13 protein-coding genes are annotated in these 26,169 nt (G+C 68.2%); 10 read left to right on the forward strand and 3 right to left on the reverse strand.

The window, feature by feature from the left end; all coding sequences use genetic code 11:
- The first annotated feature begins 327 nt into the window (after window positions 1-327).
- The 6 genes from HCR12_RS05075 to HCR12_RS05100 are packed head-to-tail and all read left to right on the forward strand — an operon-like array spanning window position 328 to window position 18,326.
- Window positions 328-3,150 (forward strand): helicase-related protein, encoded by a 2,823-nt coding sequence (locus HCR12_RS05075; protein ID WP_166869343.1) that lies wholly within the window; start codon window positions 328-330, stop codon window positions 3,148-3,150.
- A 2-nt stretch (window positions 3,151-3,152) separates the two neighbouring features.
- Window positions 3,153-7,703 (forward strand): DNA methyltransferase, encoded by a 4,551-nt coding sequence (locus tag HCR12_RS05080; protein ID WP_224763683.1) that lies wholly within the window; start codon window positions 3,153-3,155, stop codon window positions 7,701-7,703.
- Window positions 7,700-13,948 carry a DEAD/DEAH box helicase gene (locus HCR12_RS05085; RefSeq protein WP_166869341.1) on the forward strand — a complete coding sequence of 2,083 codons (6,249 nt, stop codon included), beginning with the start codon at window positions 7,700-7,702 and terminating at the stop codon, window positions 13,946-13,948. The genes HCR12_RS05080 and HCR12_RS05085 overlap by 4 nt, the downstream gene beginning before the upstream one ends.
- 11 nt (window positions 13,949-13,959) lie before the next feature.
- Window positions 13,960-16,248, forward strand: coding sequence for a UvrD-helicase domain-containing protein (locus tag HCR12_RS05090; RefSeq protein WP_166869339.1), 2,289 nt, complete (start codon window positions 13,960-13,962; stop codon window positions 16,246-16,248).
- Window positions 16,249-16,257: 9 nt separating this feature from the next.
- Window positions 16,258-17,175, forward strand: a complete 918-nt coding sequence (locus HCR12_RS05095; RefSeq protein WP_166869336.1) for an FRG domain-containing protein — start codon at window positions 16,258-16,260, stop codon at window positions 17,173-17,175.
- A gap of 56 nt (window positions 17,176-17,231) precedes the next feature.
- Window positions 17,232-18,326 carry a hypothetical protein gene (locus HCR12_RS05100; RefSeq protein ID WP_166869333.1) on the forward strand — a complete coding sequence of 365 codons (1,095 nt, stop codon included), beginning with the start codon at window positions 17,232-17,234 and terminating at the stop codon, window positions 18,324-18,326.
- 5 nt (window positions 18,327-18,331) lie between these two features.
- Here the strand turns inward: HCR12_RS05100 and HCR12_RS05105 are convergent, their stop codons facing one another.
- Window positions 18,332-18,964, reverse strand: a complete 633-nt coding sequence (locus HCR12_RS05105) for an NUDIX hydrolase (RefSeq protein WP_166869331.1) — start codon at window positions 18,962-18,964, stop codon at window positions 18,332-18,334.
- An 83-nt stretch (window positions 18,965-19,047) separates the two neighbouring features.
- On the opposite strand from HCR12_RS05105, the gene HCR12_RS05110 reads away from it, so the two are divergent.
- Together HCR12_RS05110 and HCR12_RS05115 are read left to right on the forward strand one after the other, a co-directional pair.
- Window positions 19,048-19,323 carry a hypothetical protein gene (locus tag HCR12_RS05110; RefSeq protein WP_166869329.1) on the forward strand — a complete coding sequence of 92 codons (276 nt, stop codon included), beginning with the start codon at window positions 19,048-19,050 and terminating at the stop codon, window positions 19,321-19,323.
- The gene (locus HCR12_RS05115) at window positions 19,320-20,765 is read left to right on the forward strand and encodes an ADP-ribosylglycohydrolase family protein (protein ID WP_166869327.1); all 1,446 of its coding nucleotides are present in this window, start codon (window positions 19,320-19,322) and stop codon (window positions 20,763-20,765) included. The genes HCR12_RS05110 and HCR12_RS05115 overlap by 4 nt, the downstream gene beginning before the upstream one ends.
- 125 nt (window positions 20,766-20,890) lie before the next feature.
- Here HCR12_RS05115 and HCR12_RS05120 read toward each other — a convergent pair whose 3' ends face one another.
- A complete protein-coding gene (locus HCR12_RS05120) occupies window positions 20,891-21,910 on the reverse strand; it encodes a TM2 domain-containing protein (RefSeq protein ID WP_224763684.1) in 1,020 nt (339 codons plus the stop codon).
- A 306-nt stretch (window positions 21,911-22,216) separates the two neighbouring features.
- Here HCR12_RS05120 and HCR12_RS05125 point away from each other — a divergent pair, with 306 nt between their 5' ends.
- Window positions 22,217-23,944, forward strand: coding sequence for a nuclease-related domain-containing DEAD/DEAH box helicase (locus HCR12_RS05125; protein ID WP_166869323.1), 1,728 nt, complete (start codon window positions 22,217-22,219; stop codon window positions 23,942-23,944).
- Entirely contained in the window at window positions 23,937-24,614 is a 678-nt protein-coding gene (locus HCR12_RS05130; protein WP_166869321.1) for a nuclease-related domain-containing protein, read from the forward strand. The genes HCR12_RS05125 and HCR12_RS05130 overlap by 8 nt, the downstream gene beginning before the upstream one ends.
- A 31-nt stretch (window positions 24,615-24,645) precedes the next feature.
- Here HCR12_RS05130 and HCR12_RS05135 read toward each other — a convergent pair whose 3' ends face one another.
- Window positions 24,646-26,034 carry a GH1 family beta-glucosidase gene (locus HCR12_RS05135; protein WP_166869319.1) on the reverse strand — a complete coding sequence of 463 codons (1,389 nt, stop codon included), beginning with the start codon at window positions 26,032-26,034 and terminating at the stop codon, window positions 24,646-24,648.
- Window positions 26,035-26,169 lie beyond the last annotated feature (135 nt).

Genomic DNA, 26,169 nt, shown 5'->3' on the forward strand with positions numbered 1-26,169 from the left:
AGCCCTGCACAGCAACTCCAGTGATGCTCCCCGAGCCGACCCCCCGTCGGTCCGGTACAGCTGAAACTACCCGCCACCTCCGACACTGAGTCGACCAATGCAGCTTGCGTGACCCGAACTGGGGGAGGAACGGGCGGGCTGGGCGTTCTCGTTGATTGGCGGGGCGGCGGGCGGGTTTATGGCCCCAGTTCGGGTCACGGGTTCCGGGCCCGCCGGACCGTAGCTCCCGGGCCGACGACCGAGTGTCGCGTGCGCGTCGTAGGGTTACGGTCACGCGCGGGTTCCCCTGCGTCCTATTGCTTCTGCCCGAGAGGTGTATCGCTGCCGATGCTGAATGACGTTGCCGTCGCACCGGGATCGATCGTTGTGGTGCGCGACGCTGAGTGGCTCGTGACCTCGGTCGAGCCGACCCGCAGCGGACTGCTGGTGCGGGCCCAGGGCTTGTCCGAGCTGGTTCGAGGAACGACTGCGTCGTTCTACAGCCTCCTCGATGAGATCGAGCCGCTCGATCCAGCGCAGGCGCGGGTCACAGCAGATGACTCACCCGGCTACCGTCGCGCTCGCCTGTGGCTCGAGGCCACGATCCGCAAGACGTCGCTCCCGCTCGGCGGCGCCGACCTCAGCGTCTCGCCGCACATGCTCGTCAACTCGCTCGGCTACCAGCGCACGGCGGTGCAGCGCGCGTTCTCGCGCGATCTGCTGCGCCCGCGTCTGCTGATCGCGGATGCGGTGGGGCTCGGCAAGACGATCGAGATCGGCATGATCCTGTCCGAGCTTGTGCGTCGCGGCCGGGGGGAGCGGATCCTGATCGTCACGCCGAAGCACGTGCTGGAGCAGATGCAGCACGAGATGTGGACGCGCTTCGCGCTGCCGTTCGTGCGCCTCGACTCCGTCGGCATTCAGCGGGTGCGCCAGGAGCTGCCAGCGACGCGCAACCCGTTCAGTCGCTTCAAGCGGGCGATCATCTCGATCGACACGCTCAAGCAGGATCGCTACCTGCAGCACCTTCGCGACTTCTCGTGGGATGCCGTGGTGATCGATGAGTCGCACAACATCACGGGCGCCACCCTCAACAACCGCCTCGCCCGCGTGCTCGCGCCGCAGACGGAGGCGCTCATCCTCGCCAGTGCGACCCCGCACAACGGCCGGAAGGAGTCCTTCGCCGAGCTGGTGCGTCTGCTCGAGCCGACCGCGGTGTCGCCGTCGAACGACATCGACACCGACATGCTCAAGAAGCTCGTGATCCGCCGCCACCGGTACAGCCCGGAGGTGAAGGCGGAGGTCGGCTCCGACTGGGCTGAGCGGCGTCCGCCGAACAACGTGCTCGTTCCGGCGACGGCCGCCGAGGATGCGATCGCCCGCGAGCTGTCGCAGGTGTGGCTGCACCCTGTGTCGGGACAGAGCCCGTACTCGGGGCAGAATTCCTCGCTGTTCCCCTGGACGCTCGCGAAGGCCTTTCTCTCGTCGATCCCGGCATTCCGCGAGACGGTGCAGGAGCGTCTGAAGCGCCTCGGGTCCGACGCGGCCCGTTCGGGGGAGCGCGTGGCGCTCGAGCGGTTGCTGGAGCTCGCGGATGCCGCCGCCCCGGAGTCGTCGGCGAAGTTCCGCGCGCTGCTCGACGTCGCTCGGGAGGTGGGCATCAGCGCGAGCGCCTCGGAGCGGCTCGTCGTTTTCTCCGAGCGCGTCGCCACCCTCAAGTGGCTCCAGCAGGCGCTGCGCACCGCGCTCAAGCTCCGCCCCGAGCAGGTGGCCGTGCTGCACGGCGGTTTGAGTGATGTGGAGCAGCAGGAGATCGTCGAGAGCTTCAAACTCGCTTCGAGTCCGATCCGCATTCTCGTGACGGGGGACATCGCCTCGGAGGGCGTCAACCTGCACGCGCAGTGCCACGAGCTGGTGCACTACGACATCCCGTGGAGCCTTATCCGCATCGAGCAGCGCAACGGCCGCATCGACCGATATGGGCAGAAACACCCGCCCCGTATCACCACGCTGCTGCTGAACCCTTCCGATGAGATGTTCTCGGGGGATGTGCGGGTGCTCACGCGCCTGCTTGAGCGTGAGAGCGAGGCGCACACCGCGCTCGGTGATGCTGCCAGCCTCATGGGGCACTATGACGCCGAGGCGGAGGAGAAGGCGATCATGTCGGCGCTCGCACGCGGCGCGGACTTCGACGAGGTCGTTCCCACCGTGGACTCGGTGGCGGAGTCGTCGGATCCGTTTGCGCAGATGCTCGCCCTGCTCGCTACCGAGGAGAGCGCCGTCGTCGAGTCAGCGGAGGTTCCGGATCTCACGCTGTTCGATTCGGCGGAGCAGTTCCTGCAGCAGGCGCTCGCCGAGCTGTCGGACACCGCGGAGGCTCCGCTTGAGCGCGGCGGTTTTGGCCTGCAGGTGCATGCGAACCACCATCTCGTTTCACTTGCGCCGCCCCCGGATCTCGCCCAGCGTCTGCGTGTGCTGCCTCAGACCTACGTGCAGCAGCAGCGGGTCACTGAGCGCCTCGCGCTGGCGACTACGCGCACGGCGGCGGAGCGGTCGCTTGCAGAGGCGCGCTCGCGCGCGGATCGCTCGTCGCTGTGGCCCGAGAGCCACTATCTCGGGCCGCTGCACCCGGTGCTCGATTGGGCGGCTGATCGCGCGCTCGCGAAGCTCGCCCGAAACGAGGTCTTTGTGTTGCGCACGTCTGTGGACACTCCGACGGTTGTGCTCGTGGGCACGCTCACGAACCGCCGCGGGCAGGTTGTTGGTGCTTCGTATATGACGGCTCCGCAGCTGGGGCCGTCGAATGTGATGCTTCAGGCACACGAGGATGCGCGTGAAGCGCTTGACTCCGTCGGAATGTTCGGGCGCCTCGTCAACCGCGGGGATCTCGATCCGTCTCGGTGGCAGCACCTGATCCCGATCGCGGTGGAGCAGGCGCGTGATCGGATGCACAACTTCATGGTCGATGCCCGCGCTGATCTCGATGACCGGGTCGCTCAGTGGGTTAAGCGCGTGCGCGATTGGGAGCGCGATGCCGATGCCCTGGTGCAGGTCGCATCGTTGCGCGAGAACAGCGAGCGCGTCGCAGCGGAGGAGTCGATCGCCGAGTCGATGCGCCCGAGCCAGGTGCTGGTGCGGCCGCTTCTGCTCGCGGTGCCGGAGGGAGAGTGATCATGCAGAGCGACGCATTCATCGTGGGCGAGAGCTGGATCAGCGAACACTTTTTCACCACGGACGGTAAGCAGTCCTTCCAGCAGCGTGTGCTGGAGCGCCGTAAGTCGTGGGACGAGGATGGTGACTCGCCTCGCGCGGGTGTCAGCCGCATCGCGGGTGAGCTCGCGTCTGCGCTCGCCCGCCTCGACGAGGCTGCGCCGGGTCTCGAGCGTGACGTGCGGCAGCACGACGAGGTCACGCGGCCGCTCGTGTCGGCTCTCGGGTTCGACGACGCACATCTGCGTTCGCGCACGCTCGGGCCGGTCAACTGGCTGAGCACTCCCGGCACGGATGCGCCCGTTCTCGCGCTGGTCGAGGGCCGTCACACCGAGTCGCTGGACGATCTGCTGCAGAAGGATGGCGACACCCTGCTTGAGGCGTATGCGCCCGAGGGTGAGCCCGCAGTCACGAGCCTCTCGCGTCTGCTGTCGACCCTGCTTGTGGCTGACGATGCCCCGGAGTTCGCGGTTGTGCTGGCCGGGCGATGGGCGCTGCTGGTAGATCGCGAGCGCTGGCCCGAGGGTCGCTACCTCGCCGTTGATGTGCAGCTCGTGGTCGACCGCAATGACCAGCGCAAGGGCGGTGAGCTCGACCGTCTCGTTGCGGTGCTGTCGGCCGAGTCGCTGCTGCCTGACGCGGAGGGCACGGTGTGGTGGAGCTCCGTGCGCGAGGAGTCGATCAAGCACACGGTCGGTGTTTCGCAGGATCTGCGCGAGGGCGTGCGCCTCGCCATTGAAGTCATCGCGAACGACGCGGTGCAGCGGCGTGCACGGCTGGGGCTGGATCCGATTCCGGCTGACCAGGCGCAGACGCTCGCGAAGCAGTCGTTGCGCTTCATCTACCGGATCCTCTTCCTTCTCTATGCGGAGTCGTCTCCCGAGTTGAAGGTGCTCCCGGTGGGTGCCCCTGAATTCGGTGAGGGGTATGGGCTCGACCGCCTGCGGGAGTTGGTGCTTGTCGAGCTTTCGGGCGATGCCGCCGAGCGCACACACTTCTACGACTCACTCGCGGTGCTGTTCCGCCTGATTGATGAGGGGTCGCCCGAGGCGGAGGGCAGCACTGATCTGACGGACGGGCTCGTTTTCAATTCGCTGCGAGCCGACCTCTTCAGCCCGGAGGCGGTCTCACGCATCAGCGAGTCGAAGCTCTCGGATGGCGCGCTGCAGAGCGTGCTGGAGCGGCTGCTGCTCTCGAAGGCCCAGAAGGGCCGCGACCGTGGTTTTATCTCGTACGCCGACCTCGGCATCAACCAGCTGGGCGCCGTGTACGAGGGTCTGATGTCGTACACGGGGTTCTTCGCCACCGAGGATCTGCACGAGGTCGCGCCTGATGGGAAGCCTGAGAAGGGCTCCTGGGTGGTGCCGGTCTCGCGGTCGGGGCACCTCGACGAGAAGCACTTCGTGAAAGCTCCGGATCCGATCACGGGTGAGCCGAAGCCCGTCGTGCACGGTGCTGGCGCCTTTGTGTATCGGCTCTCGGGTCGCGACCGTCAGCAGTCTGCCTCGTATTACAGTCCGGAGGTGCTGACCCGGTTCACGGTGTCGCAGGCGCTCGAGGAATTGCTCACGCCCGAGACGACCGCGGAGCAGATTCTGCAGCTGTCGGTCTGCGAGCCGGCGCTCGGATCGGGCGCGTTCGCTATCGAGGCAGTGCGTCAGCTCGCCGAGCAGTACCTGGACCGCCGCGAAGCCGAGCTCGGGGTGCGCATCGACCCCGACGAGCGCCCCCGCGAGCTGCAGAAGGTCAAGGCGTGGATCGCCCTGCACCAGGTGTACGGCGTCGACCTCAATGCCACGGCTGTCGAGCTCGCGGAGATCTCGCTGTGGCTCGACACGATGAGCGAAGGGCTCCATGCCCCCTGGTTCGGTCTCCGTCTGCGGCGCGGCAACTCGCTCGTCGGCGCGCGGCGAGCGGTGTTCAGCGCCGATCAGGTGCGCTCGAAGGGGTGGCTCTCGGACGTTCCCCGCGACGTGCCGCTGCGAGACGACGTGCACATCGGCATCCACCACTTCCTGCTTCCGGCGGACGGATGGGGTGCCTCTGCAGACGCGAAGGAGGCGAAGGAGCTCGCCGCGGATGCCCGTGCGGCGCTGACGACGTGGCGCAAGTCGATGCGCATGAAGCCGACCGCGAAGCAGATCGCGCAGCTCGAAGCCCTCGCGTCGCGGGTCGAGTCGCTGTGGGCCTTCGCGGCCAAGCGCCTGCAGGTGGCCGAGTGGGAGGCCCGCCGGCCGATCGCCCTGTGGGGCCGCGACGCCGACCCCGACGACGACCGCCCGCACTCGGTGTCGCGCGAGCAGATTGAGCACACGCTCGCCGACGCAGATGGCGCCTATCGGCGCCTGCGGCGTGTGATGGACGCGTGGTGCGCGCTCTGGTTCTGGCCGCTCACCGATGACCTCACGGGAGGGGTGGAACCGCCCACGTGGGAGCAGTGGATCGCCGCGCTCACGGGCCTGCTCGGCACGACCGGATCTGAGACCCGCAAGGCACGCGCCGCTCGGGACGCAGGGGCAACGACGTTCGACCTTCCCGACGGGTGGGACGCGCTCACCGAGGCCGAGCAGATGGATCTGGGCTTCGCGTCGGCGCTCCCGGTGAAGGACGTGCTGCGTGAGCAGCCCTGGCTGGTGGTCGCGGAGCGCATCGCGGAGCGGCAGGGCTTCTTCCACTGGGAGCTCGACTTCGCACCCGTGTTCCTGCGCGGCGGGTTCGACCTGCAGGTGGGCAACCCGCCCTGGGTGCGGCCCCGCTCCGACGTCGAGGCGCTGCTCGCCGAGGGCGACCCATGGTGGCAGCTCAAGGCGAAATCCACTGCCGCCGAGGATGCGCAGCACCGTGAGGCGGCGCTCGCCGTACCGGGCGTGCGCGAGATCCTCGTTGACGGCACAGCGGAGGTGGTAGCGCTCGCCGCATTCATTGGCGGCGTTCAGAACTACCCGCAACTGGCGGGCCTGCAGCCAGACCTCTACCGCTGCTTCACGACTGCGACGTGGGCGCACATGTCGCGCGGAGGATCCGTGGTGTTGATCCACCCGGAGTCGCACTTCACCGACGAGAAGGCGGGTGTATTGCGCGCAGCAACGTACCGGCGTCTTCGCCGGCATTGGCAGTTCATCAACGAGTTGTCGCTATTCGAAGTGCATCATCTTGTTTCTTACGGCATTAACGTCTACGGCCCCGAGCGCTCGCCTGACTTCCTGCAGGCGACCTCGTTGTACCACCCCTCCACCGTGGAAGCATCGCTGCGGCATGACGGGAGCGGGCCGGAGCCTGGCCTCAAGGACGACGAAGGGCGGTGGGATCTCCGACCGCACGCCTCGCGCATTCAGAGAGTCGACGGCGAGGTGCTGCGCACGTGGCACGCCATCCTCGAGACCGAGTCCGTCCCCGTCGTGCGAACGCGGATGGTGTACACCGTGAACCGCTCGACCGCTGCCGTGCTCGCGAAGCTGTCGACCGCGCCGCGCATGGCCGAGCTCGGGCTGCAGTTCAGCCGCGGCTGGGATGAGTCGATCGACCGTAAGAAGGGGCGCTTCGAGGCAGAGTGGGGGCGGCCCGAAAGCTGGCGCGACGTCATCCTGCAGGGTCCCCACATTCACGTGGCCACACCGTTCTACAAGAACCCGAACCCCACGATGCTCCACAACCAAGACTGGACGTCGGTCGACCTCGAGGCGCTCGAACCCGACGCGATTCCCGTCACCCAGTACAAGCCCCGTGGCTCCCGCGCGGAGTACGACGCTGCGTACGGCACATGGGAGGTCGACGGCGAGCACCGCCCCATCCGCGATTTCTACCGCATCGCATGGCGCGCTATGGCGGCGAATACTGGGGAACGGACGTTCATATCTGCGCTGATCCCGCCAGGCGCGGGGCACGTGAATGGGGTATTCGCGGTCGGCGGAGCACAACCCGACACTCTCGTAGCCGCCGCGGGCTTCAGCTCCTCACTCATCTCCGATTTCGGAGTGCGCGCAGCGCCAAAAAGCGGAATCTACCAAGGCGTGTTCGAACGGTTGCCTGTGCAGAGCGGCGGCAGATTCATCGGTGCTATATCGGCCCGTTACTTGCGACTTGTCGCGTCGACGGATGCCTTCGCGCCGCTATGGCGTGACGTCGTCGGTAACGAGTGGGGCCCTGATCGAGTGCTGAGGAAAGCGGTCGAGCGGCGGCGGGCGCAGCTGGAAATCGACGTGCTGGTTGCGTTGAGCCTGGGTATCACGATCGACGAGCTCGTCACGATCTATCGGACGCAGTTTCCTGTTCTTGCTGGATACGACCGCAACGAGTACCTGTTCGACGCCAACGGTCGCCTCGTGCCGACCACGATCCGCCAGGCATGGCGGAAGGCTGGCGAGCCGACGGATGCCGCGCGCATGGCGGTGGAGGAGCGCACCGCGGTGCACCCGGGGTCGGGAGTCGAGTACGTGTACGAGCTGCCGTTCCGGTTCCTCGACCGTGAGGCGGACATGCGCGAGGCATATGCGCGGTTCGAGGCTGAGCTGTGAGCGTTCTGCTGCCCGCGGAGCAGGCCGAGAGCTTCCGCGGCGCCCTCACCGACTACCTCACCACCACGTTCGCGTTTGCGGATCCGCCCGCCGATGAGGAGCTGCGCCGTCTGCTCACCGACCCGGACAACGGCATATTCCGCGGTCCCTACGTGCGCCTGCGAGCGCCGTTCCGTCCGGCCGCCGACGGGTGGCAGCAGCTTCTCGGCTGGACGCCTCCGCACGTGCCGCATGCGCACCAGGCCGCCGCCTGGCGGCGCCTCAGCAGCCGCCGGATCGACGACGGCGCGCCGCAGGGGCCGCTGCCGACCCTCGTGACGACGGGAACCGGATCCGGCAAGACCGAGGCGTTCCTCTACCCGATCCTCGATCACGTCATGCGCGCTAAGGCAGCGGGGGAGACGGGCATCAAGGCGCTCATCCTCTACCCGATGAACGCCCTCGCCAACGACCAGGCACGGCGCCTCGCCGACCTGATCACGGGTGTGCCCCAGCTGGGCGGCGTCCGCGCCGCGCTCTACACCGGTCAGCGATCGGGGGAGCAGAGCATGGTGAGCCCGGGATCACTGATCACCTCGCGAAGCGCCATCCGCGAGAGCGCACCCGACATCCTGCTCACCAACTACAAGATGCTCGACCAGCTGCTGCTGCGCCGCGGTGACCGCGGAATCTGGCAGCAGAGTGCGACGAGCCTGCGCTACCTGGTGCTCGACGAGTTCCACACCTACGACGGGGCCCAGGGCACCGACGTCGCGATGCTGCTGCGTAGACTCGCGCTCGTGCTCGCCCGGGAGGCGCGCGTCGACGGTGCCGAGGCCCTCGGGCGCATCACCCCCGTAGCCACCTCCGCGACGCTCGGCGACAAGGGCGACCCGGCAGCGATGATCGAGTTCGCGCGCACCGTGTTCGGGGTGCCGTTCTCGCCCGACAGCGTCATCACCGAAACCCGGCTGACGATCGACGAGTGGGCCGGGCAACGAGCGGGTGACAGCGGGCTCGAGCCTGCCGCCATCGACCGCGAGGTGCTGGCCGCCATCCGCGAGGCGTCGTCGATGTCTGACGCGGCCATGCGAGCGCGAGCGGTCCTGGCGGCGCTGTACCGCGGGGAGGTGTCTGCCGAGGCGAGTGCGCTCGACCTCGTGGTCGCACACCCGGATCTCCGGCGGCTCGCCGAGTCCGCGGAACACGCGGTGCACCTCAACGACCTCGCTGCACAACTCATCCCTACAGCCGCAGACGCACACCTCGATCCCGCCGAGCGGCGCGAAACGCGCAGAACGACGATCGTCGCTCTGCTCGCGGCGCTCAGCCAGGTGCGAGCCACCGCGGGATATGGGCAGGCGCTCGACGTGAGCCTCCACCTGTGGGTGCGCGAACTGACCCGCCTCGACCGCCTCGCCACACCCCAGGTTGCGTTTGCGTGGGCCGATGACGGCGTGACCGTCGCCGACGGACGCATCGAGCCGCGCTTCCCCGCCCTCTATTGCCGTCACTGCGGCCGTAGCGGATGGGGCGTCGCGCTCGCGCCGGGCGGTGACGACCTCGACAGTGAGAGCGTCGACCCCCGTGCAAAGCGGCTCGCCGACGACTCGCGCTTCCGCGCGCTCATCCACGCGCCGCACGAAGCCACCAGCCGCGAGGACGGCGCCGAGGTTTCGGGCCTGCGCTGGCTCGACCCGCTCGGCCGCCGTCTCGAGAGCGACCAGCCCGAGGGCGACCGCGCGCTTCCAGTGCTCGCCATCATGGGCGCCGGAGCCGATGAGGCCGCGCGCAAGGACACGTGCCCGTCGTGCGGGCGCGACGACGGCATCCGATTCGTCGGCAGCGCGATCGCAACGATGCTGTCGGTCGCCATCACGACGCTTTTTGGCGCCGCCGACCTCGACGCGGCAGAGAAGAAGGCGCTCGTCTTCACCGACAGCGTGCAAGACGCCGCACACCGTGCCGGATTCGTGCAGAGCCGCGCCCACGTATTCGCGCTGCGCAACGCCATCCGCCGCGCCGTCCCCGCCAGCGGCATCGACCTGAGCACGCTCGTCGACACGATGATGGAGCAGGCAACCGAGCCCGCACAGCGCTACCTGCTGCTCTCGCCCGAGATCGCCCACCGGCCCAACTTCCGCGGATACTGGGATGCCGCCGCACCGGTCAGCAACCGCGCCGCCCTTCTGCGGCGCGTGCGCAAGCGGCTTCTGTTCGACGTCGCGCTCGAGTTCGGCCTCATGTCGCGCGTCGGACGCACGCTCGGGACTACCGGCACGCTTGCCGCTGCGGTCGTTGCCGGAAGTGACGCCGAGCTCACCGCGATCGGCCGTCGCTCTGCCGAAGACGTGATGCATCAGCCTCAGCTCGACCTCGACGAGCGTGCCCCCGAGCTCGACACCGGCCAGCTCGTCTGGTGGGTGCGCGGCGTACTCGAGCGCATGCGCGAGCGCGGCGCCATCGAACACGACTGGTATCGCAAGTACGCCGCCAACGACGGAAACCGCTGGTACATCTGGGGTGGACGCCCCAAGGGGGAGGGCATGCCCGCCTTCCCCGAGGGACGCGACGCACCCGCGTGGCCCCGCGTCGGCGACGCGCTCACCGGCGAAGCGCGGCGCCGCTCGTCGCTCGACCCCGCGACGAGCACCCAGAGCTGGTACGCGCAGTGGGCGCGCGACACGCTTGGGGTGCCCGCCCAGATCGGTGCGCACCTGACACGAACGCTGTTCCGCGAGCTCGAACGTGCAGGCATCGTCACCGGCACGCCCACAGCATCCGGCGGAACAGCCTACGCCGTGCCGGCCGAGCGCGTGCGCGTCGTGCAGATCGAGCGCGACGAGTGGGTCGAAGGGCACCATGCTCTCTCCTGCCCTGTATGCGAGACGCGCGTTGTTGCGCCCCGAGATGTGATCGCCGTGCTCACCGGAGCCCCCTGCACGTCGCCCCGCTGCGCGGGCGTGCTCGTCGAGCGGCGGGAGAGCGACAACTTCTACCGCCGCCTCTACACCGAGGGCGACATGCGGCGCGTCGTTGCGCGCGAGCACACCGGACTCCTCGCCGACGAGGTGCGCCTCGAGTACGAGACGAAGTTCAAGTCATCCGCAGACGCGCCCGACGCGCCCAATGTGCTCGTCGCGACGCCCACTCTCGAGATGGGTATCGACATCGGCGACCTCTCGACGGTGATGCTCGCCGGAATCCCCAAGAGCGTCGCCGGGTACCTGCAGCGCGTGGGCCGCGCCGGCCGGCTCACCGGCAACGCCCTCAATCTCGCGTTCGTCACCGGACGCGGCGACCAGCTGCCGCGACTCGAAGAGCCGCTCAGCGTGATCGAGGGAGCCGTGCGGCCGCCAGCCACCTACCTGAACGCCGAAGAGATCCTGCAGCGGCAGTACATCGCCTCGCTCATCGACCGGATGGCATCCGATCTGTCGGTGACCGCGCCGCGGACCGCATCCGATGCGCTAGGCAGCGCCGAATCCGGCACCTTCCTGGGCGAGCTTGTGCACCGGGCGGAGGAGCACCGTGAGGAGTACCTGAACGAGTTCCTCGGCACGTTCGACACGCTCGACGAGTGGGCCGTCGAATCCCTGCGCACCTGGGCCGCCCCTGTGGACGGGCCCGGATCCAGTGGGCTCGCCGAGCTCGTCTACACCGCCGCGCAGCGCTGGCAGCAGCGCCTGCAGGCGCTCGGCTACCGTCTCGACGAGATCGATGCCGCGCTGCCGGAGCTCGAGGCGAAGGCCAAGCACCCGTCGCCCGTGGAGGACGACGTCATCGACCACCGCGCCGCGGTCTCCGCCCACAAGGGCATCCGCGCGCAGCTCGCCCGTATGCGCACTGAGCACTGGGTGAGCGCACTCGAAGCGGTCGGCGTGCTGCCGAACTACACGCTCCTCGACGACAGCGTGCAGCTTGACGTCGCCCTCAGCTGGTACGACCCGGATACCAACACCTACGAGTCCAGCAGCGACACCTATACGCGCGGTGCAGGCATGGCGATCCGCGAGCTCGTACCGGGCGCCACGTTCTACGCCCACGGGCTCGAGATCGCAGTCGACGCCGTCGAGCTCGGTGCAGACGGCGGCGATGTGCACACCTGGCAGCTCTGCGCCGCGTGCGGCTATGCGCACGACATCGACGAGACCGGAACCCAGATCGCAGTGTGCCCGCGCTGCGGCGACACCGGCCTCGCTGACGTCGGCCAGCGGATGCCGATCGCCGCGCTCGAACGCGTGAGCGCCGAGGTGCGCCGCGATGAGGCGACCATCGACGACCGCCGTGACGAGCGCAGCCGCCAGCAGTTCACGATCATCGCGACCGCCGACATCGACCCCGACCACATCGCCACGCAGTGGCACGTCGACGGAACCGGGTTCGGAGTGCGGTACTGCCGCGAGGTCGACGTCCGGTGGCTGAATCTCGGCCCGCAGGCCGCGGGTGGTCAGCCGCGCGCGATCGCCGGCTCGGAGGTGCGGGCGCCGCTGTTCCGCGTGTGCTCCAGTTGCGGCAAGCTCGACCGCAGCACCAACACAAACTCGCGCAGCGAGCACCGTGCCTGGTGCCCACACCGCAGCAGTCCGCAGGAGCACACCCGGCAGATCGCGCTCATGCGTCGGCTCCGCACGCAAGGGCTCGTCGTGCGCGTTCCCTCGTCGGTCGTGCTCGACCAGGGACCCGCGATGACGAGCTTCACCGCCGCGATCCTGCTCGGGCTCCGCGAGACGATCGGCGGGGACCCGGACCACCTGAGCGTCGAGACCATCGTTGATCCGGATTCCAGCGGAGATGGCGCTCACGCCACCGCGCTGCTGCTCCACGACACCGTACCGGGCGGAACCGGCTACCTTGCCGACCTCGCGGCACCCGACCGCATGCGGGCCGTGCTCGAAGCGGCGCTTGACCACCTGCGCGGATGCCCGTGCGCAGAGGAGGAGCGCAACGCCTGCCCGCGCTGCCTGCTGCCGTTCGCCGGCCGCGCCGCGAAGAACGTCTCGCGGCTGTCGGCGATCCGCACGCTAGAGAAGCTGCTCGGCGAGGATGGTTCGCCGCACGAGTGGGACGTGCGCCACGAAGCCCCGCCGAAGAGCGAACCGCCGCTCGAATCGTTCTTCCGAAAGGTGTTCGAGGAGCGGATGCGTGCGCTCTCCGCATCGATCGTCCACACCACGGACGCGACCGGACAGCGCATCACCGCGACGCTCCCCGGGGGCCACATCTGGATCCTGCGAGAGCAGGTCGACTTCGGCGTCACCAGGCCCGACTTCGTGCTCGAGCGTCACGGCGACCCGCAGCGCATCGCGATCTACACCGACGGCTTCCAGTACCACGCGACCACCACCCACAACCGGATCGCGGACGACGCTGCCAAGCGGCGCTGGATGCGAGACCAGGGTCACATCGTCTTCAGCGTCACGTGGGACGACCTCGTTGAGGCGAGCGCGACAACGCGCCCTGCACTGCCCGCCTGGTTCGCAGAATCCAAGGCGAAGACTCTCGCGAGCATGTGGAAGATCCCCGCAGACCGCGTCGACTATGTGGCCAGCAACCCCATCGACCAGGTCATGTCGTACGTGCAGGATCCTTCGTCGCTCGAACTCTGGCAGCGCATGGGAACGGTGCTGCCCATGTTGCTGTGGAACCCGCCGACCCAATACCGGGTGTCGGATGCGGGCCTGCCAGCATGGGGGAGCGCCCTCCTCGACGGACTCAACGCGGAGAAGGCGGCAGGTGGGGTGTCGAACGGCGCGTTCACCCACGTTGGTGCAGTCGCCCTCGCCGGGCGTCTCCATCCCGACCTGACCGTGGAAGCGGCGCTCGTGCTCGACGATCGCACGGATGCGCTGCTTGCGCCGGGCTTCATCGACCAGTGGAAGCTCTGGCTGCGATGGTCGAACGTTGTCGGGCTTGCGCCTTCAACTGTTTCGCACTGGGTGGGAGCCCGCAGCGAGACCGAATCAGGCGCCGGGTCGGAATCCGGAGCCGTTCAGCGCGTTCCAGAGGTGTGGAGCGAGCTTGGGCCGCTTGCGACGGACATCGAGCGTCAGCTCCTCGCTTCGGTGGGCGCCAACGACCTCCCGCTGCCAGCCCTCGGGCACGAGACTGGCGACGGCATCCCTCTTGCGGTGTGCTGGCCCGACCGAAAGATCGTGCTCGACCACGACCTCGCCGACGACGAGCGTCAGGACCTGCTCGCCGCGGGCTGGACCATCGTCGTACCGCAACCCGAGGCGGTCCGGACCGCCCTCGAGAACGACTGAGCAGGAGCGCCATGCCCAATCTCATGATGTCCAAGCAGTACACGCAGCAGAACCTGCAGAAGGATGTGCGTGCGCTCGCATTCCAGTTCCTCAACAAGCTATGCGAGGACGACACTTCGCCGGGTCTGCACATTGAGCCGATCAACAACTCCGTCGATCGGCGGGTCCGCACCGGACGCGTGAACCAGCAGTACCGGGCGGTTCTCTACAAGCTTGAGAACCACGGCGGCGAGCCCACTTACCTGCTCGCGGGCATCTGGAACCACGACGACGCGATCGATTATGCCGAGCGCCACTCGCTCCGTACGAATCCCGTCAACGGCGTCTTCGAGCTGATTGAAACAGCCGCCCCTGCGGCCGTCGGCGTGGCGCCGATCGCCCCCGCGCCAGCCACTGTCGCGAAGACGGACGATACTCCGGTGCTCACGAAACTCGGCTACCTGCCGAGCGACCTTATCGACGGATTCGGATTCTCGCCGCGCGTCGCCGACTTCGTGTTCGACCTCGCAACCGAGTCCGAGGTTCGGGCGTTCGCACGGACGCTCAGCACAGCGTGGCACGCCGATGTGCTCGACGGCATGCTCGCTGAGATGTCGGTGCAGCACATCCAGGAGTCGCTCGATCTTCTGCCGGAGAACAGCAATGACGCCGCCGATGCGTCGGAGCAGCAGCCAGGGTTCGAGCACGTCGCGGTCGATACCCCGGCGCCCGAGCCTCACGAGGACGACGATCAGCGCATCCTCGAGGCCCTCCAGCATCCGGCCGCACGGGCGCAGTGGCGTCTCATCGAGAACGACGAGGAGCTCCGCGACATCATCGAGCTCGGCGACATGGCCGGATGGCGCGTATTCCTCCACCCCGAGCAGCGTCGATACGTCGAGCGCGACTACAACGGCCCGTTCCGTCTCACCGGCGGTGCCGGTACGGGCAAGACAGTCGTACTCTTGCACCGCGCGCGCTACCTCGCCCGCCGCAACCCGGAGGCGCGGATCGTGCTCACCACGTTCACCCGGCAGCTCGCAGCGAACCTCGAGCGAGATCTGCAGCGGCTCGACGCGTCCATCCGGATCGCGGGGGAGCTCGGCGAGCCCGGCGTGCTCATCCGCGGCATCGATCAGCTTGCCGTCGCTGTGCGGAAGCACGGGAGCAAGTCGTACAGCGAGGCGGGTCGAGGTGCCATCGGAGAAGAGGCGGGCACGAACGGACCACTCGTGAGCGACGCCGACGAGTGGGAGCAGGCGGCCGAGCGTGAACCCGGCGACCTTCCCGCTGCAGTGCGCAGCGCAGCCTTCCTCGAGGCCGAGTACGTGAATGTCGTGCTCCCGAATCGAATCACCACGCGTGACGACTTCCTGACGGTGCGCCGACCCGGGCGCGGTGTAGCGCTCGACCGCGCGAAGCGCAACGCTGTGTGGGCGATCATCGAGCGCCGCCGCCGCACTCTCCGCCTCGACGGCAAGCTCACGTTCAAGGAGACCGCCGAGGTCGCTGCACACTACCTCGATCAGACGTCGCCGCTTGCGGACCATGTGCTCGTCGATGAGGGTCAGGACCTCGCCCCGTCGCACTGGAAGCTGCTGCGCGCTCTGGTGGCGCCGGGGCAGAACGACATCTTCCTCGCAGAGGACAGCCACCAGCGGATCTACGGGCACCCCGTCGTCCTCTCCCGGCTGGGAATCGCGATCCGCGGCCGCTCGCGCCGCCTCGAGCTGAACTACCGCACCACAGCAGAGAATCTCCGGTTCGCGTTCGCCGCTCTCCAAGGAGGGGTGTACCTCGACCCTGAAGGCGATGCTGAGGCGGTGGTCGGAGGGTACCGTTCGGCGCGCACCGGCCCCGCCCCGCGCGTAGTCGCGGCGAGCAGCATGGCCGACCAGGCGAAGGTCGTCGCCGAGGTGCTGCGCGAGTGGATCGATGCGGGTGTGGACCCGGCATCGATCGCCGTCGTCACAGCCGCCCGCCCGACCGCCCTGCACGACAGGCTCCTTGCCGCAGACGTCCCCGTCGGAGAGCCGAAGAACGACGTGCTACCTGCAGGTCGAATCGCCGTGCTCACCATGCACAAGGCGAAGGGGCTCGAGTTCAGCCGTGTCATCGTCTTCGACATCTCGGCTGGCAGCTTCCCGGTTCCCGCTTCCGTCAAGAACCTGCTCGCTGAAGAGTTGCAGGAGGCGGAGACAAAGGCGCGCTCGCTGCTCTACGTCGCCGCCAGCCGTGCGCGCGACGAGCTCGTGGTCAGCTATCAGGGCGCGCCTTCCGATGTGGCTCGGGATCTGCTGGCGTCGGCGACTACGGAATAGCGGGTCGACATGAGCGACGCGACGCGATTCTTCGAGCCGTGGGAGCAGGCGAGCATCGCCAACTGGCAGGATTTCCAGGCCGAGGTCAACGAGCTGACCGCCAGATACGAAGGGCACCGGCTCGTCTGGCGCGGCGTGCGCGATGCATCGTGGGGAGTACACAGCTCGCTGTCGCGTGCACTGCGTCAGGTGTACGGCCGCTACCCGACCGAGAACGAGATGGTCGCCGCTGAGAAGGAGTCGTTGCGTCTGGCGCGAGAGGACTGGAGGTTCGACGGTGTCCCCGCGCTCGAATTGCTCGCCCAGTTGCAGCACTTCGGAGGACCCACGCGGCTGCTCGATGTGTCGGAGAACCCACTCATCGCTCTATGGTTCGCTACTGAAGAGCCACGCAAAGATGAGGCGGAGAACGACGGCCGCGTGCTCGCGTTCGTCGCGCCGACGACACGGGACATCCACCTAAATGACCGCTGGAATGGACGCAATGCGCGCTGGCATTCTCTGACGACGGACTTCGCTCGGGTGGAGAAGCGGTGGGGCACCGGGCTCGGCCGTTCGTACTGGCGGCCGCCGACCTACCACGGTCGTATCGGCTCGCAGAGCGCAGGTTTTCTTCTCGATGGCGTCCCGCTCGAGGGTGCCCGCGGAGGACTCGGGCAGCGCTCGCCGGAGATCGAGGAGGCCTGGACCGCGGCGGAGATGCGCGAGTTCGCCTCCATCCCGATGAAGCTCACGCACATCCGCCGCGGTAATCTCGCTGCCGACTCAGCACCGGTATTCACCTATCGTTTGAAGGCGGGCGCGAAGCCGGATATCCGCCACCAGCTGCAGGTGCGTTACAGCCTTCGTGCCTCGTCGATCTACTCGGACATGTTCGGCCTTGCAGCGCACCTGGCGAGCCGGCCGGAGCTTCTCGCCCGCGGTTGACCCGCAGCCAACTTCTGGCTTCGCTGTCGCAGTGGATGTCGGCGGCTGCCGCCACAATGACGGACACCCGAACCGTCATTCCCGAACCGGAGGCCGAGATGTCCCAGAACGACCCCGTCCGCGCGTACGCACTCGTCCGCTGCGTCGGCGGGCCGCTCGATGGGCGGGTCTTCGCCGACATGCCGGTCTACGAGCATGGTCCGGCCGCGAAGGCCAGCATTCCGGTTGGCGACGAGCAGCGTGCGGACTATCTGCGGCGAGCGGTCACGGAGGCCGACGGTTCGTGGACGTATGACTACCTCGGCCCCGAGGGTGCTGTCTCGATGCTGCCGCCGGGGACGTCGATCGTGCGGCCCTCCTCGTGGACGGCGAATCGCAGACATGGCCGTGATGCACCGAAGGACGCCTTCGATGCCGCCGTCGCTGGGCTCCGCTGCCAGTCTTCGCCCGAGGCCGGGAACCCACACCAGCCCAAGGCCGGCGCGCAGGCGGCCAGCCCTGCGCAGCAGCGAACCGACCCGTCGCCAACCTCGCAACCCAAGGCCGGGCCGAGGTTCGTGGGTGCGGGAGGCCTCGACAAGGAGGCGCTGCTCGAGCTCGAGCGGCGGCGCCGCGCGAACGGACGGCGGCGCGCGTACCTGGAGCGCACGGTTCAGAACAACCGAGAGCTCGCGCTTCTCGCGGATTCCGCCCGGGCCGCCGAGCAGATCCGACTGGCGCAGCGGATCGCGGTCGAAGCGCACGCGGGTCAGTCGGATGCGACCGGCGACGATCTCGTTCGCTTTCTCGAGCGCGTGGCATCCCGGTTCGATCCCGTGGAGCAGCCGGTCGAGCATGCGGTCGCCTGGTTGCATGAGGTGGTCCCCTCAAGCTGGTTCGAGTGGGAGGACCTCAAACGCCGCGGTGTGGACAGGGCGGTCATCGGTCTCGCTGAATTGCTCGACCCCAGCAGGTATGAGAAGCCTGAGCAGATGTCCGAGCATCTCCGTAGGAGCCGGAGGGGCGCCGCTGTCATGAATGCGGTGATCGCAGAGCTCTCGGATCTGACGGATGACGATCTCCGCCCCGACGCCCGTCGCCGCATCGAGGAGCGTAAGCGTCTGTGGACTGGAGAGCCCAGCACCACAGGCCCCGGTCGCCGAACGAGTTAAGCCCCCTACCGCCGCCGATACAGTTGCGCCGGACGCCCCGGTGCGCCGAGGTCGAGCTCGCCCGTGGGTTCGAGGAGTGGGAGCATCGCCCGGCGGAATCCGTCTCGCTGAATGGGTCCGCTGGCGACCGTCTCGTGGAGCGCGTGCAACTCGCTCATGCGGAAGGCGTCCTCGAGCAAGCCCGCGGGGTCGGGGGTGGCGGAGTAGCGATCGCGCATCGCGGCGACCGCTTCGGCCACGATCGCGTCGTGGCCGAAGGCGAGGCCAGCAGCGTCCATGACGGGAATGAGCTGCGTGCGCTCGCTGTCGACGGCGAGACGACGTGCGGGCACGATGTCGAGGTGCGCGACGGAGAGCACCCATCCGCGGGGGTCCCGAGTCGGATCGTCGAACACATGCAGCTGCGCGGGGGAGAGTCCATCGACGTCAGCCTTCGTGCGCAGAGATCGGAGAACCGCGTCCGCAAGACGCTCGCCCGGGTGCAGGAAGGTTCCCGGCAGGCGCCATGCCTCATTCGCATCCGGCCGCACGACCAGCACCTCGAGAGCATCTCGAACCGTGAGCACCGCCGTGTCGACCGCGACGGATGGGCGTGGGTAGTCGTCGAGGCTCTTGCCGTGGCTGTCGCGATAGATCATCCACGCAGTTTACGCAGTATTGCGCAATGTCGGCGGTAGGCCATATTCTGAATTTGAGCACAATCGATCTAATAGGAGCGGCCATGCGAAGTTCGTACCACGACAGTGAGCTCGCCCACGTTCCCGCGATCCTCCTCGGGGGTCCGCTCGACGGAAAGCGGTATCGAGTGCCGATCTTCCCGACCGGAGGTGTTCCTCATGGCTTCAGCTCCCCGCTCACCGAACCGCACCAGACGAGCGAGTACGCCCACTATCGGCTGTCTGCCGACGAGCTGATCGGCGGGCACTACCTGTACTTCTTCGATTCGATCACCCCGCCAGCAGCACTCACCCGTACCGCAGAAGGAGACGCACAATGACCACTCGACTCACCGCACCTCAGCTCGATCGCGCCGTCGGCGCCGTCCTCGGCATGGCCGCGGGCGACGCACTCGGAGCAGGATACGAATTCGGCCCACCGCTCGCCGAGGATGCGACGGTCACGATGGCTGGCGGTGGCGGATTCGGATGGGCGCCCGGCGAGTGGACGGATGACACGAGCATGGCCGTGCCGATCCTCCGCGAACTCGCCGCTGGTGCCGACCTCGCTGAGGAAGCGTCGCTCGATCGGATCGTCGCGGCCTGGGCGGACTGGGCACGAACCGCACCCGACGTAGGCATCCAGACTCGTCAGGTGCTGGCCAGCATCGGTCGCCATGGTGGCGCGACCGCGGAGGCTGCGCGCGCGTCGGCTCGCGCGGTGCACGACGCGAGCGGGCGTTCCGGAGGCAACGGATCGCTCATGCGTACGGCTCCTGTTGCCCTCGCGTTCCTCGCTGACGGCCAGGAGGTCGCTCTCGCCGAGACGGCGCGGGCGGTGAGCGGGCTCACCCACGTCGACGAGGACGCGGGCGATGCCTGCGTCATCTGGTGCCTCGCGATCCGTCACGCCATCCGCACGGGCGAGCTCGACATCCAGGTGGGCATCGACGGCCTTCCGGAGGAACGCCGCAACCGGTGGGTCGCGCTCATCACCGACGCCGAGACGCGCCAGCCGCGCGACTTCGCGAAGAACGGCTGGGTCGTCGAGGCGCTGCAGGGGGCGTGGTCGGCGATTACCCATGGAGGGGATCTCGTCGACGTCCTCGAGCGCGCGGTACGCGGCGGTCGGGACACCGACACCGTCGCCGCGATCGCGGGAGCGCTGGCCGGTGCGGTGCGCGGAGGCAGCGGCGTGCCGTTCCGCTGGCGCCGGATTCTGCACGGGTGGCCGGGGCTCGACGCGGATGAGCTCACCATTGCCGCGATCCTCGCGGCCCGACGTGGCCGTCCGGATGCGCACGGCTGGCCTGCCAGCCCACGGTTCGACTACAGCGGTTTCGCGGGCGGGCGTCTCGCGGCTCACCCCCACGACGACGGCGTGCTGATCGGCTCGGTCGACGCGCTCGACCATCTGCCTGGCGAAGTCGATGCGGTCGTCTCGCTGTGCCGCCTCGGGTCCGAGCAGGTCCCGGCGCGCATCCCGGCGGCGATGCGTCACCGCGTCTGGCTCATCGACGTAGCCGACCCGGCCGAGAACCCGCACCTCGACGAGGTGCTGCGCGACGCCGCGGATTCGGTGGCGGCACTCCGCGCGGAGGGCCGGACCGTGCTGTTGCATTGCGTGGAGGCGCGCTCGCGCACACCCATCGTCGCGGCGGCCTACGCCGCCCTGCATCTCGGTGTGCCCGCAGGCCAGGCGCTGAACGACGTGCTCGCGGCATTGCCGCACGCGCGCCCCAACGCGGGCTTCCTCGAAGCGTTTCCGCGGATCGTCCGCTGATGGCAAAGGTCCGATACTCCCGTTGCGGTCTGCCACGAGGACGATCCTCTAGAGGTTCGTCTCGTCCACCGTGACGAACGACGACCAGGCCCGCCGACGGATCGGCGGGCCTGTCAGCATCGGAGCTATCCGACCGCGAGCGTCCAGCCGCCGTCGGCCGACACCGTGATCGCACTCGGACCCGAGCTCAGCGGCACGACGCCGTCGTAGGCGCCGATCTCGTTGACCAGCAGACCGAAGCTGAACATCTTCGCGGTCTCCTCCGAGACGACGAAGTTGCGGGAGCCACTGTGAGTGGTTGCGAGCTTGCTCGCGCCGCCCGAGTACAGCAGCACCATGTCTCCGGTGCCTGATGCGGCGCCGTCGAGGCGGGTTGCCGTCGAAATGGGGGAGATCGTGATGCTCCAGGCGCCGTCTGCGGTGATCTGCAACGTCGTCCCATCGCCGAGGGCGTTGAAGCCCCACGCCGTCGTGCCGTTGTAGCCGCCGATCGTGTTGACGAGCAGGTCGCCCGTGGACTGGTTGTTGGCGTCGAGCACACTGATCACGAAGTTGCGCGATCCGTCATGCGTCGCCGTCACGAGACCAGCCGACACCCCGACAGGCAGCGAGATCAGGTTGTCGCCCGAGCCCGCCTGCGAGACGGGCTCGAACGAGCCGAACGCCTTGTCGGCCCACTCCGCGGTGGGGTCGCCGGCTTCCTCGGCTGGCTCCTCGGCCGGGGCCTCTTCGTCGGCTTCGGGTTCGTCGACCGGCTCCGCGACGACACTGGCGACCTCGTCGGATGCGCCGGGGCGCGATCCGGCGTTCGCACCGTTGACCATCGAGGTCACGAGCGACAGCGCCACGAGCGCGGCGGTGACGATCCAAGCGATCTTTTTGTGCTGGGCGTACCCCTCAAGGGGCTGTCCGGCCTTATCGCGCTGAGCGCCGGCGAGCACCAGGATCACGTCGATGAGCACCCAGACTCCGAAGCCGCCGAAGGTGATCAGCTTGAGGATCGCGGTGCCGATCTTGCCGAGGTAGAAGCGGTCGGCCCCGAAGAATCCGACGAGTAGCGCCAGAAGCCACGTAACGAGGAACGACTTCGGCCCGGTCGTCGAGAGTCCGACAGAGGGAGCGGGCGGTGCGGGATATGACGTCACGGGCGGCGCGGAGTACGGCCCGGCGGGTGCGGCGGGCGCTGCGGGCGCTGCAGACTCGCCGGAGTCGGGTGAAGCAGGAGGGGAGACGGTCATGCGACTGCCTTTCGGGTGGATTTCGGATGTCGGAAGATGCGCCGTTTCGGGTACGACGCCGACAATTGAGAGACGCTAAGCCGCACCCCCGACATCGAGGCGGAGGTGCTCTCGAAACCCCACGCCGACGTGCGGCGGTTCCGCCCGCGAACGAGCGGATCCCCCCAACCTTGGGGCGCGCGGCGCCCGCACGAGCGCGGATAGCCTCAGCCCATGGTGCGCATGATCCCCGGGGTTCCTCGTGATGGTGCAAACCGATCCGAGAAGCAGATCTTCATGGCGCTCGAGTCGCTCATGGACACCCGGGACTGGACGGTCATCCACTCGATGCAGCTCGCGCAGAATCTGGGCGCGACGATGGGGGAGTGTGACTTCGCCGTTCTCATCCCGGGGAAGGGCATCGTGCTCATCGAGGCGAAGACCGCGGAGCACGTGCAGTATCGGGAGGGCGACTGGTACCTCGCGAAGTCGCCGGCACCCACCAAGGATCCGTTCAAGCAGCTTGTGATCGCGCGATCCAGCATCCGCGGGTATCTGCGTCAGCATGAGCTGCTCGACGATGGGCTCCCGATCGCGCGGCTCGTGTGGTTCACGAACCTGAGCCGCCACCAGTTCGAGAACAGGTCGCGCGGCGACATGCAGTTCTTCGAGTGGGAGCTCGGATGGCAGGAGGATCTCGCGAAGCCCGCCTGGCTCATCGAGAAGGTCATCGATGAGCACCTGGCGTGGTTCTCCTCCGTCGACGGCGTCGACTTCGACGGCTCCGTGCTCACGCCTGAGAGGGCGGACCAGATGGCTTCGGCGCTGCTCGGCGATTTCACCGTGACGCAGACGAAATCCGATCGGGCGAAGGCGCGGCGGATCGCCGAGCGGGCGCTCATCGAGGAGCAGGAGTTCGCGCTCGAGCTTGTGGAAGATAATCCGCACGTGTTCTTCGACGGTCCTGCGGGAACCGGCAAGAGCCTGCTCCTCGCAACCGCCGCCCGGAGCCTTGCCAAGCAGGGGCACCGCACGCTCGTCACCTGCTGGAACGTGCTCATGGCTGACGAGCTGCGGTTGCTCGTCGGTCGTCCGGAGATCGAGGTGTTCGACCTCAACAGCCTCATGCTGCAGATCATCGGCGAGCCGACGAATCCGCCAGCCGCAGGCGACGAGTGGTATCGGCGCGAGCTCCCTGAGCGGGCACTCTCCGTGCTTCGCGAGAAGCCGTACCTGGGTGCGTTCGAAGCGATCCTCGTTGACGAGTTCCAGGATGTGGCGGGCAACCCCCTGCTCGTGGAGATCCTGTTCGCGCTTGCCGGCACCGGTTCGGCCGACGGCACTGTGATGCTGCTGGCGGGCGATGACCGGCAGCAGATCCTGCGCACAGGAGAGGCGGTGCGAGCCTTCGACGTCGCCAAGGCGTCGATCCCCGATCTCGTGCATGTTCGTCTGCGCCGCAACTGCCGCAACGTTCCCGAGCTCATCCACTCCGCCGAGAAGCGCCTCGGCCGCTCCCTGGGCTTCACGCGCCACCGGCTCCGTGACGCCACTCCCGGAGGACTCGAGCGCGTTGAGGTCGCACGGGGCCGCGAGACCTCGGCGCTTGCATCCGCGCTCAAGCGGCTGTTGGAACACCACGAGCCGCACGAGATCGTCGTGCTGAGCCCGTTCGGCGAGAGGTCGTCGCTCGTCGGCTCCTTCCTCGCGCGTCCAGAGGCATCCGCTGATGAGCGCTGGCTGCGCAAGCAGCTGGCGACGCCTGGCGGTGGCGGGATCCGCTGGCGGTCGATCTTCAAGTTCAAAGGCCTGGATGCCGAGGCCGTCGTTCTCACCGATATCGACCCTGCCGCGCGCGAGTGGGTCGAATCGACCGGCATCGACTGGGACGACCTGCTCTACGTGGGCATGACACGCGGGCGGTATCGCTGTGTGATGTTGGAGGGCGAGACGAATGGCTGACCGGATTGACGAAGACGGCTCGGCGGGCGGGTCGGCACGCTCCGAATACGAGCGTCGCAAGGCGAAAGACGAGGCGCGGGTACGCCAGACCTGGGGCGAGGGCAGGATCGGTTCGATCGCGGTTGCGTTGACGCCCGAGCGCCAGTCGACGGCCGCGTGGGCGGTCGGCGCAGCGGGCGAGGAGAAGGTGGCGCGCCACCTCGACTCCATCGCATCAGATGCCATCCGCGTTCTTCACGACCGTCGAATTCCGCGAACCAGAGCGAACATCGACCACCTGGTCGTCACCGGGCATGGCGTGTGGGTCGTCGATGCGAAGAGGTATCGCGACAAGCGCCCGAGCCTGCGCGTGGAGGGCGGCATCATCCGTCCGCGGACGGAGACGCTGCTCGTCGGTGGTCGCGATCACTCGAAGCTCGTGCCCGGCGTGCTCGGCCAGGTGGAACGCGTCCGAGCCGTCGTCGGTGACGTCCCCGTCCGAGGTGTGCTGTGTTTCGTGGACGCGGACTGGCCGCTGTTCGGCGGAGAGTTCACCGTCGGGGGCGTTGATGTCGTGTGGCCAGGAAAGCTCCTGAAGATGCTGCAGACGCGGACGGAGGCGGCCTGCGACATCGTGGCCACCGCGGACCTTCTGGCGGCATCGTTCCCCGCGGTCGTCGCCAAGGGCTGAGGCCGCGGTGGTTCAGCCGACCGGACGCGCCCTAACCCCGCACCCCCGCGATCGCATCCCGGTACGCGAGCGCCGACTCCTTGAGCGTCCGCTCGAGCGTGTCGTAGTCGACCCGGATCAGCCCGAAGCGCTTGTGGTAGCCCCACGCCCACTCGAAGTTGTCGAGCAGCGACCAGTAGAAGTAGCCGCGCACGTCGATGCCGGCGTCGATGGCGGCGGAGACGGCGTCGAGGTGCTCGAGCACGAACGAGACGCGGTGGGCGTCGTGCACCGCGCCGTCAGCGGACACCTGATCGTCGAAGGCGGCGCCGTTCTCGGTGACGTACAGCGGCACCCCCAGCCTGCCTGTGTAGTCGCGCTGCGCCCGGGCGAGCAACTCGGTGAGGCCGAACGGCTGGATCTCCCAGCCCATCGCGGTGGTGGGCGCGCCGCTCGGGTGGAACTTCACGAACTCGGCCCCTGGCCACGAGGAGTGCACCGGACGTGTGGTCGGCGCGTCCTGCTGCAGCGGCACTTCGGGCTCCAGCGTCGAGACGAGCTCGCCGTGGTAATAGTTCACGCCCAGGAAGTCGGCGGAACCCTGGATCAGTGCCAGGTCGCCATCCAGCACCACGTCCTCCAGACCGAACGGCGCGAGGTCGGCGCGCAGATCATCCGGGTACGCGCCGCGGAACAGCGGCCCCAGGAAGAACCGGTTGAAGAGCCCGTCGATGCGGCGGGCGGCATCCTGATCGCCCTCGTCGGCGGGGCGCAGCGGATGCACGGGCGCGAGGTTGAGCGTGATGCCCACCGCGGCCGCCCCCGCGGCACGCAGCTCGCGCGCGGCGAGCCCGTGGGCGAGCAGCAGGTGGTGGCCCGCGGCGACGCCCTCGGATGCGGAATAGTGGCCGGGAGCGTGCGCGCCCGCGGTGTAGGAGAGGAACGAGGAGCACCACGGCTCGTTGAGCGTCGTCCACGTGTCGAGCCGGTCGCCGAGCTTCTCGTACACGGCGAGGGCGTACTCGGCGAAGCGCTCCGCGGTCTCACGGGCGGGCCATCCGCCCAGCTCCTCGCGCGCTTGCGGCATGTCCCAGTGGTAGAGCGTCGGCCAGGGGCGGATGTCGGCGGCGAGCAGCTCGTCGACGAGTCGGTCGTAGAAAGCGAGACCTTCCGGGTTCACGGATGCGTCATCCGGCTTCACCCGCGCCCACGAGATCGAGAAGCGGTAGGCGTCGAGCCCCAGCTGCTTCATGAGCGCCACGTCTTCGGGATACCGGTGGTAGTGGTCGGTCGCGACGGAGCCGTCGTGGCCGTCGATCACCGCGCCGGGGACGCGGCAGAAGGCGTCCCAGATGGAGTCGCGGCGGCCGCCCTCATGAGCCGCGCCCTCGATCTGGTAGGCGGCCGTCGCCGCGCCGAAGAGGAATGTCGGGGGGAACATGCACCGATGGTGCCACCGCTGCCTGCGCGCTCGCCGACACTTTCACGGCGCATCTGACTCGGTCGGGCGCGCCAGTGAGACACATCACCTATCGTGTTCGCCCCAGTTCTGGGGTCTGCCGAGGACGCCTCGCGT

Source organism: Salinibacterium sp. ZJ70, assembly GCF_011751865.2.
Lineage (GTDB): Bacteria > Actinomycetota > Actinomycetes > Actinomycetales > Microbacteriaceae > Homoserinibacter.

Coding starts and splice junctions, on each gene's coding strand:
- HCR12_RS05075 (WP_166869343.1), top strand. CDS start 328: ATGCTGAATGACGTTGCCGTCGCACCGGGATCGATCGTTGTGGTGCGC.
- HCR12_RS05080 (WP_224763683.1), top strand. CDS start 3,153: ATGCAGAGCGACGCATTCATCGTGGGCGAGAGCTGGATCAGCGAACAC.
- HCR12_RS05090 (WP_166869339.1), top strand. CDS start 13,960: ATGCCCAATCTCATGATGTCCAAGCAGTACACGCAGCAGAACCTGCAG.
- HCR12_RS05095 (WP_166869336.1), top strand. CDS start 16,258: ATGAGCGACGCGACGCGATTCTTCGAGCCGTGGGAGCAGGCGAGCATC.
- HCR12_RS05100 (WP_166869333.1), top strand. CDS start 17,232: ATGACGGACACCCGAACCGTCATTCCCGAACCGGAGGCCGAGATGTCC.
- HCR12_RS05105 (WP_166869331.1), bottom strand. CDS start 18,964: ATGATCTATCGCGACAGCCACGGCAAGAGCCTCGACGACTACCCACGC.
- HCR12_RS05110 (WP_166869329.1), top strand. CDS start 19,048: ATGCGAAGTTCGTACCACGACAGTGAGCTCGCCCACGTTCCCGCGATC.
- HCR12_RS05115 (WP_166869327.1), top strand. CDS start 19,320: ATGACCACTCGACTCACCGCACCTCAGCTCGATCGCGCCGTCGGCGCC.
- HCR12_RS05125 (WP_166869323.1), top strand. CDS start 22,217: ATGGTGCGCATGATCCCCGGGGTTCCTCGTGATGGTGCAAACCGATCC.
- HCR12_RS05130 (WP_166869321.1), top strand. CDS start 23,937: ATGGCTGACCGGATTGACGAAGACGGCTCGGCGGGCGGGTCGGCACGC.
- HCR12_RS05135 (WP_166869319.1), bottom strand. CDS start 26,034: ATGTTCCCCCCGACATTCCTCTTCGGCGCGGCGACGGCCGCCTACCAG.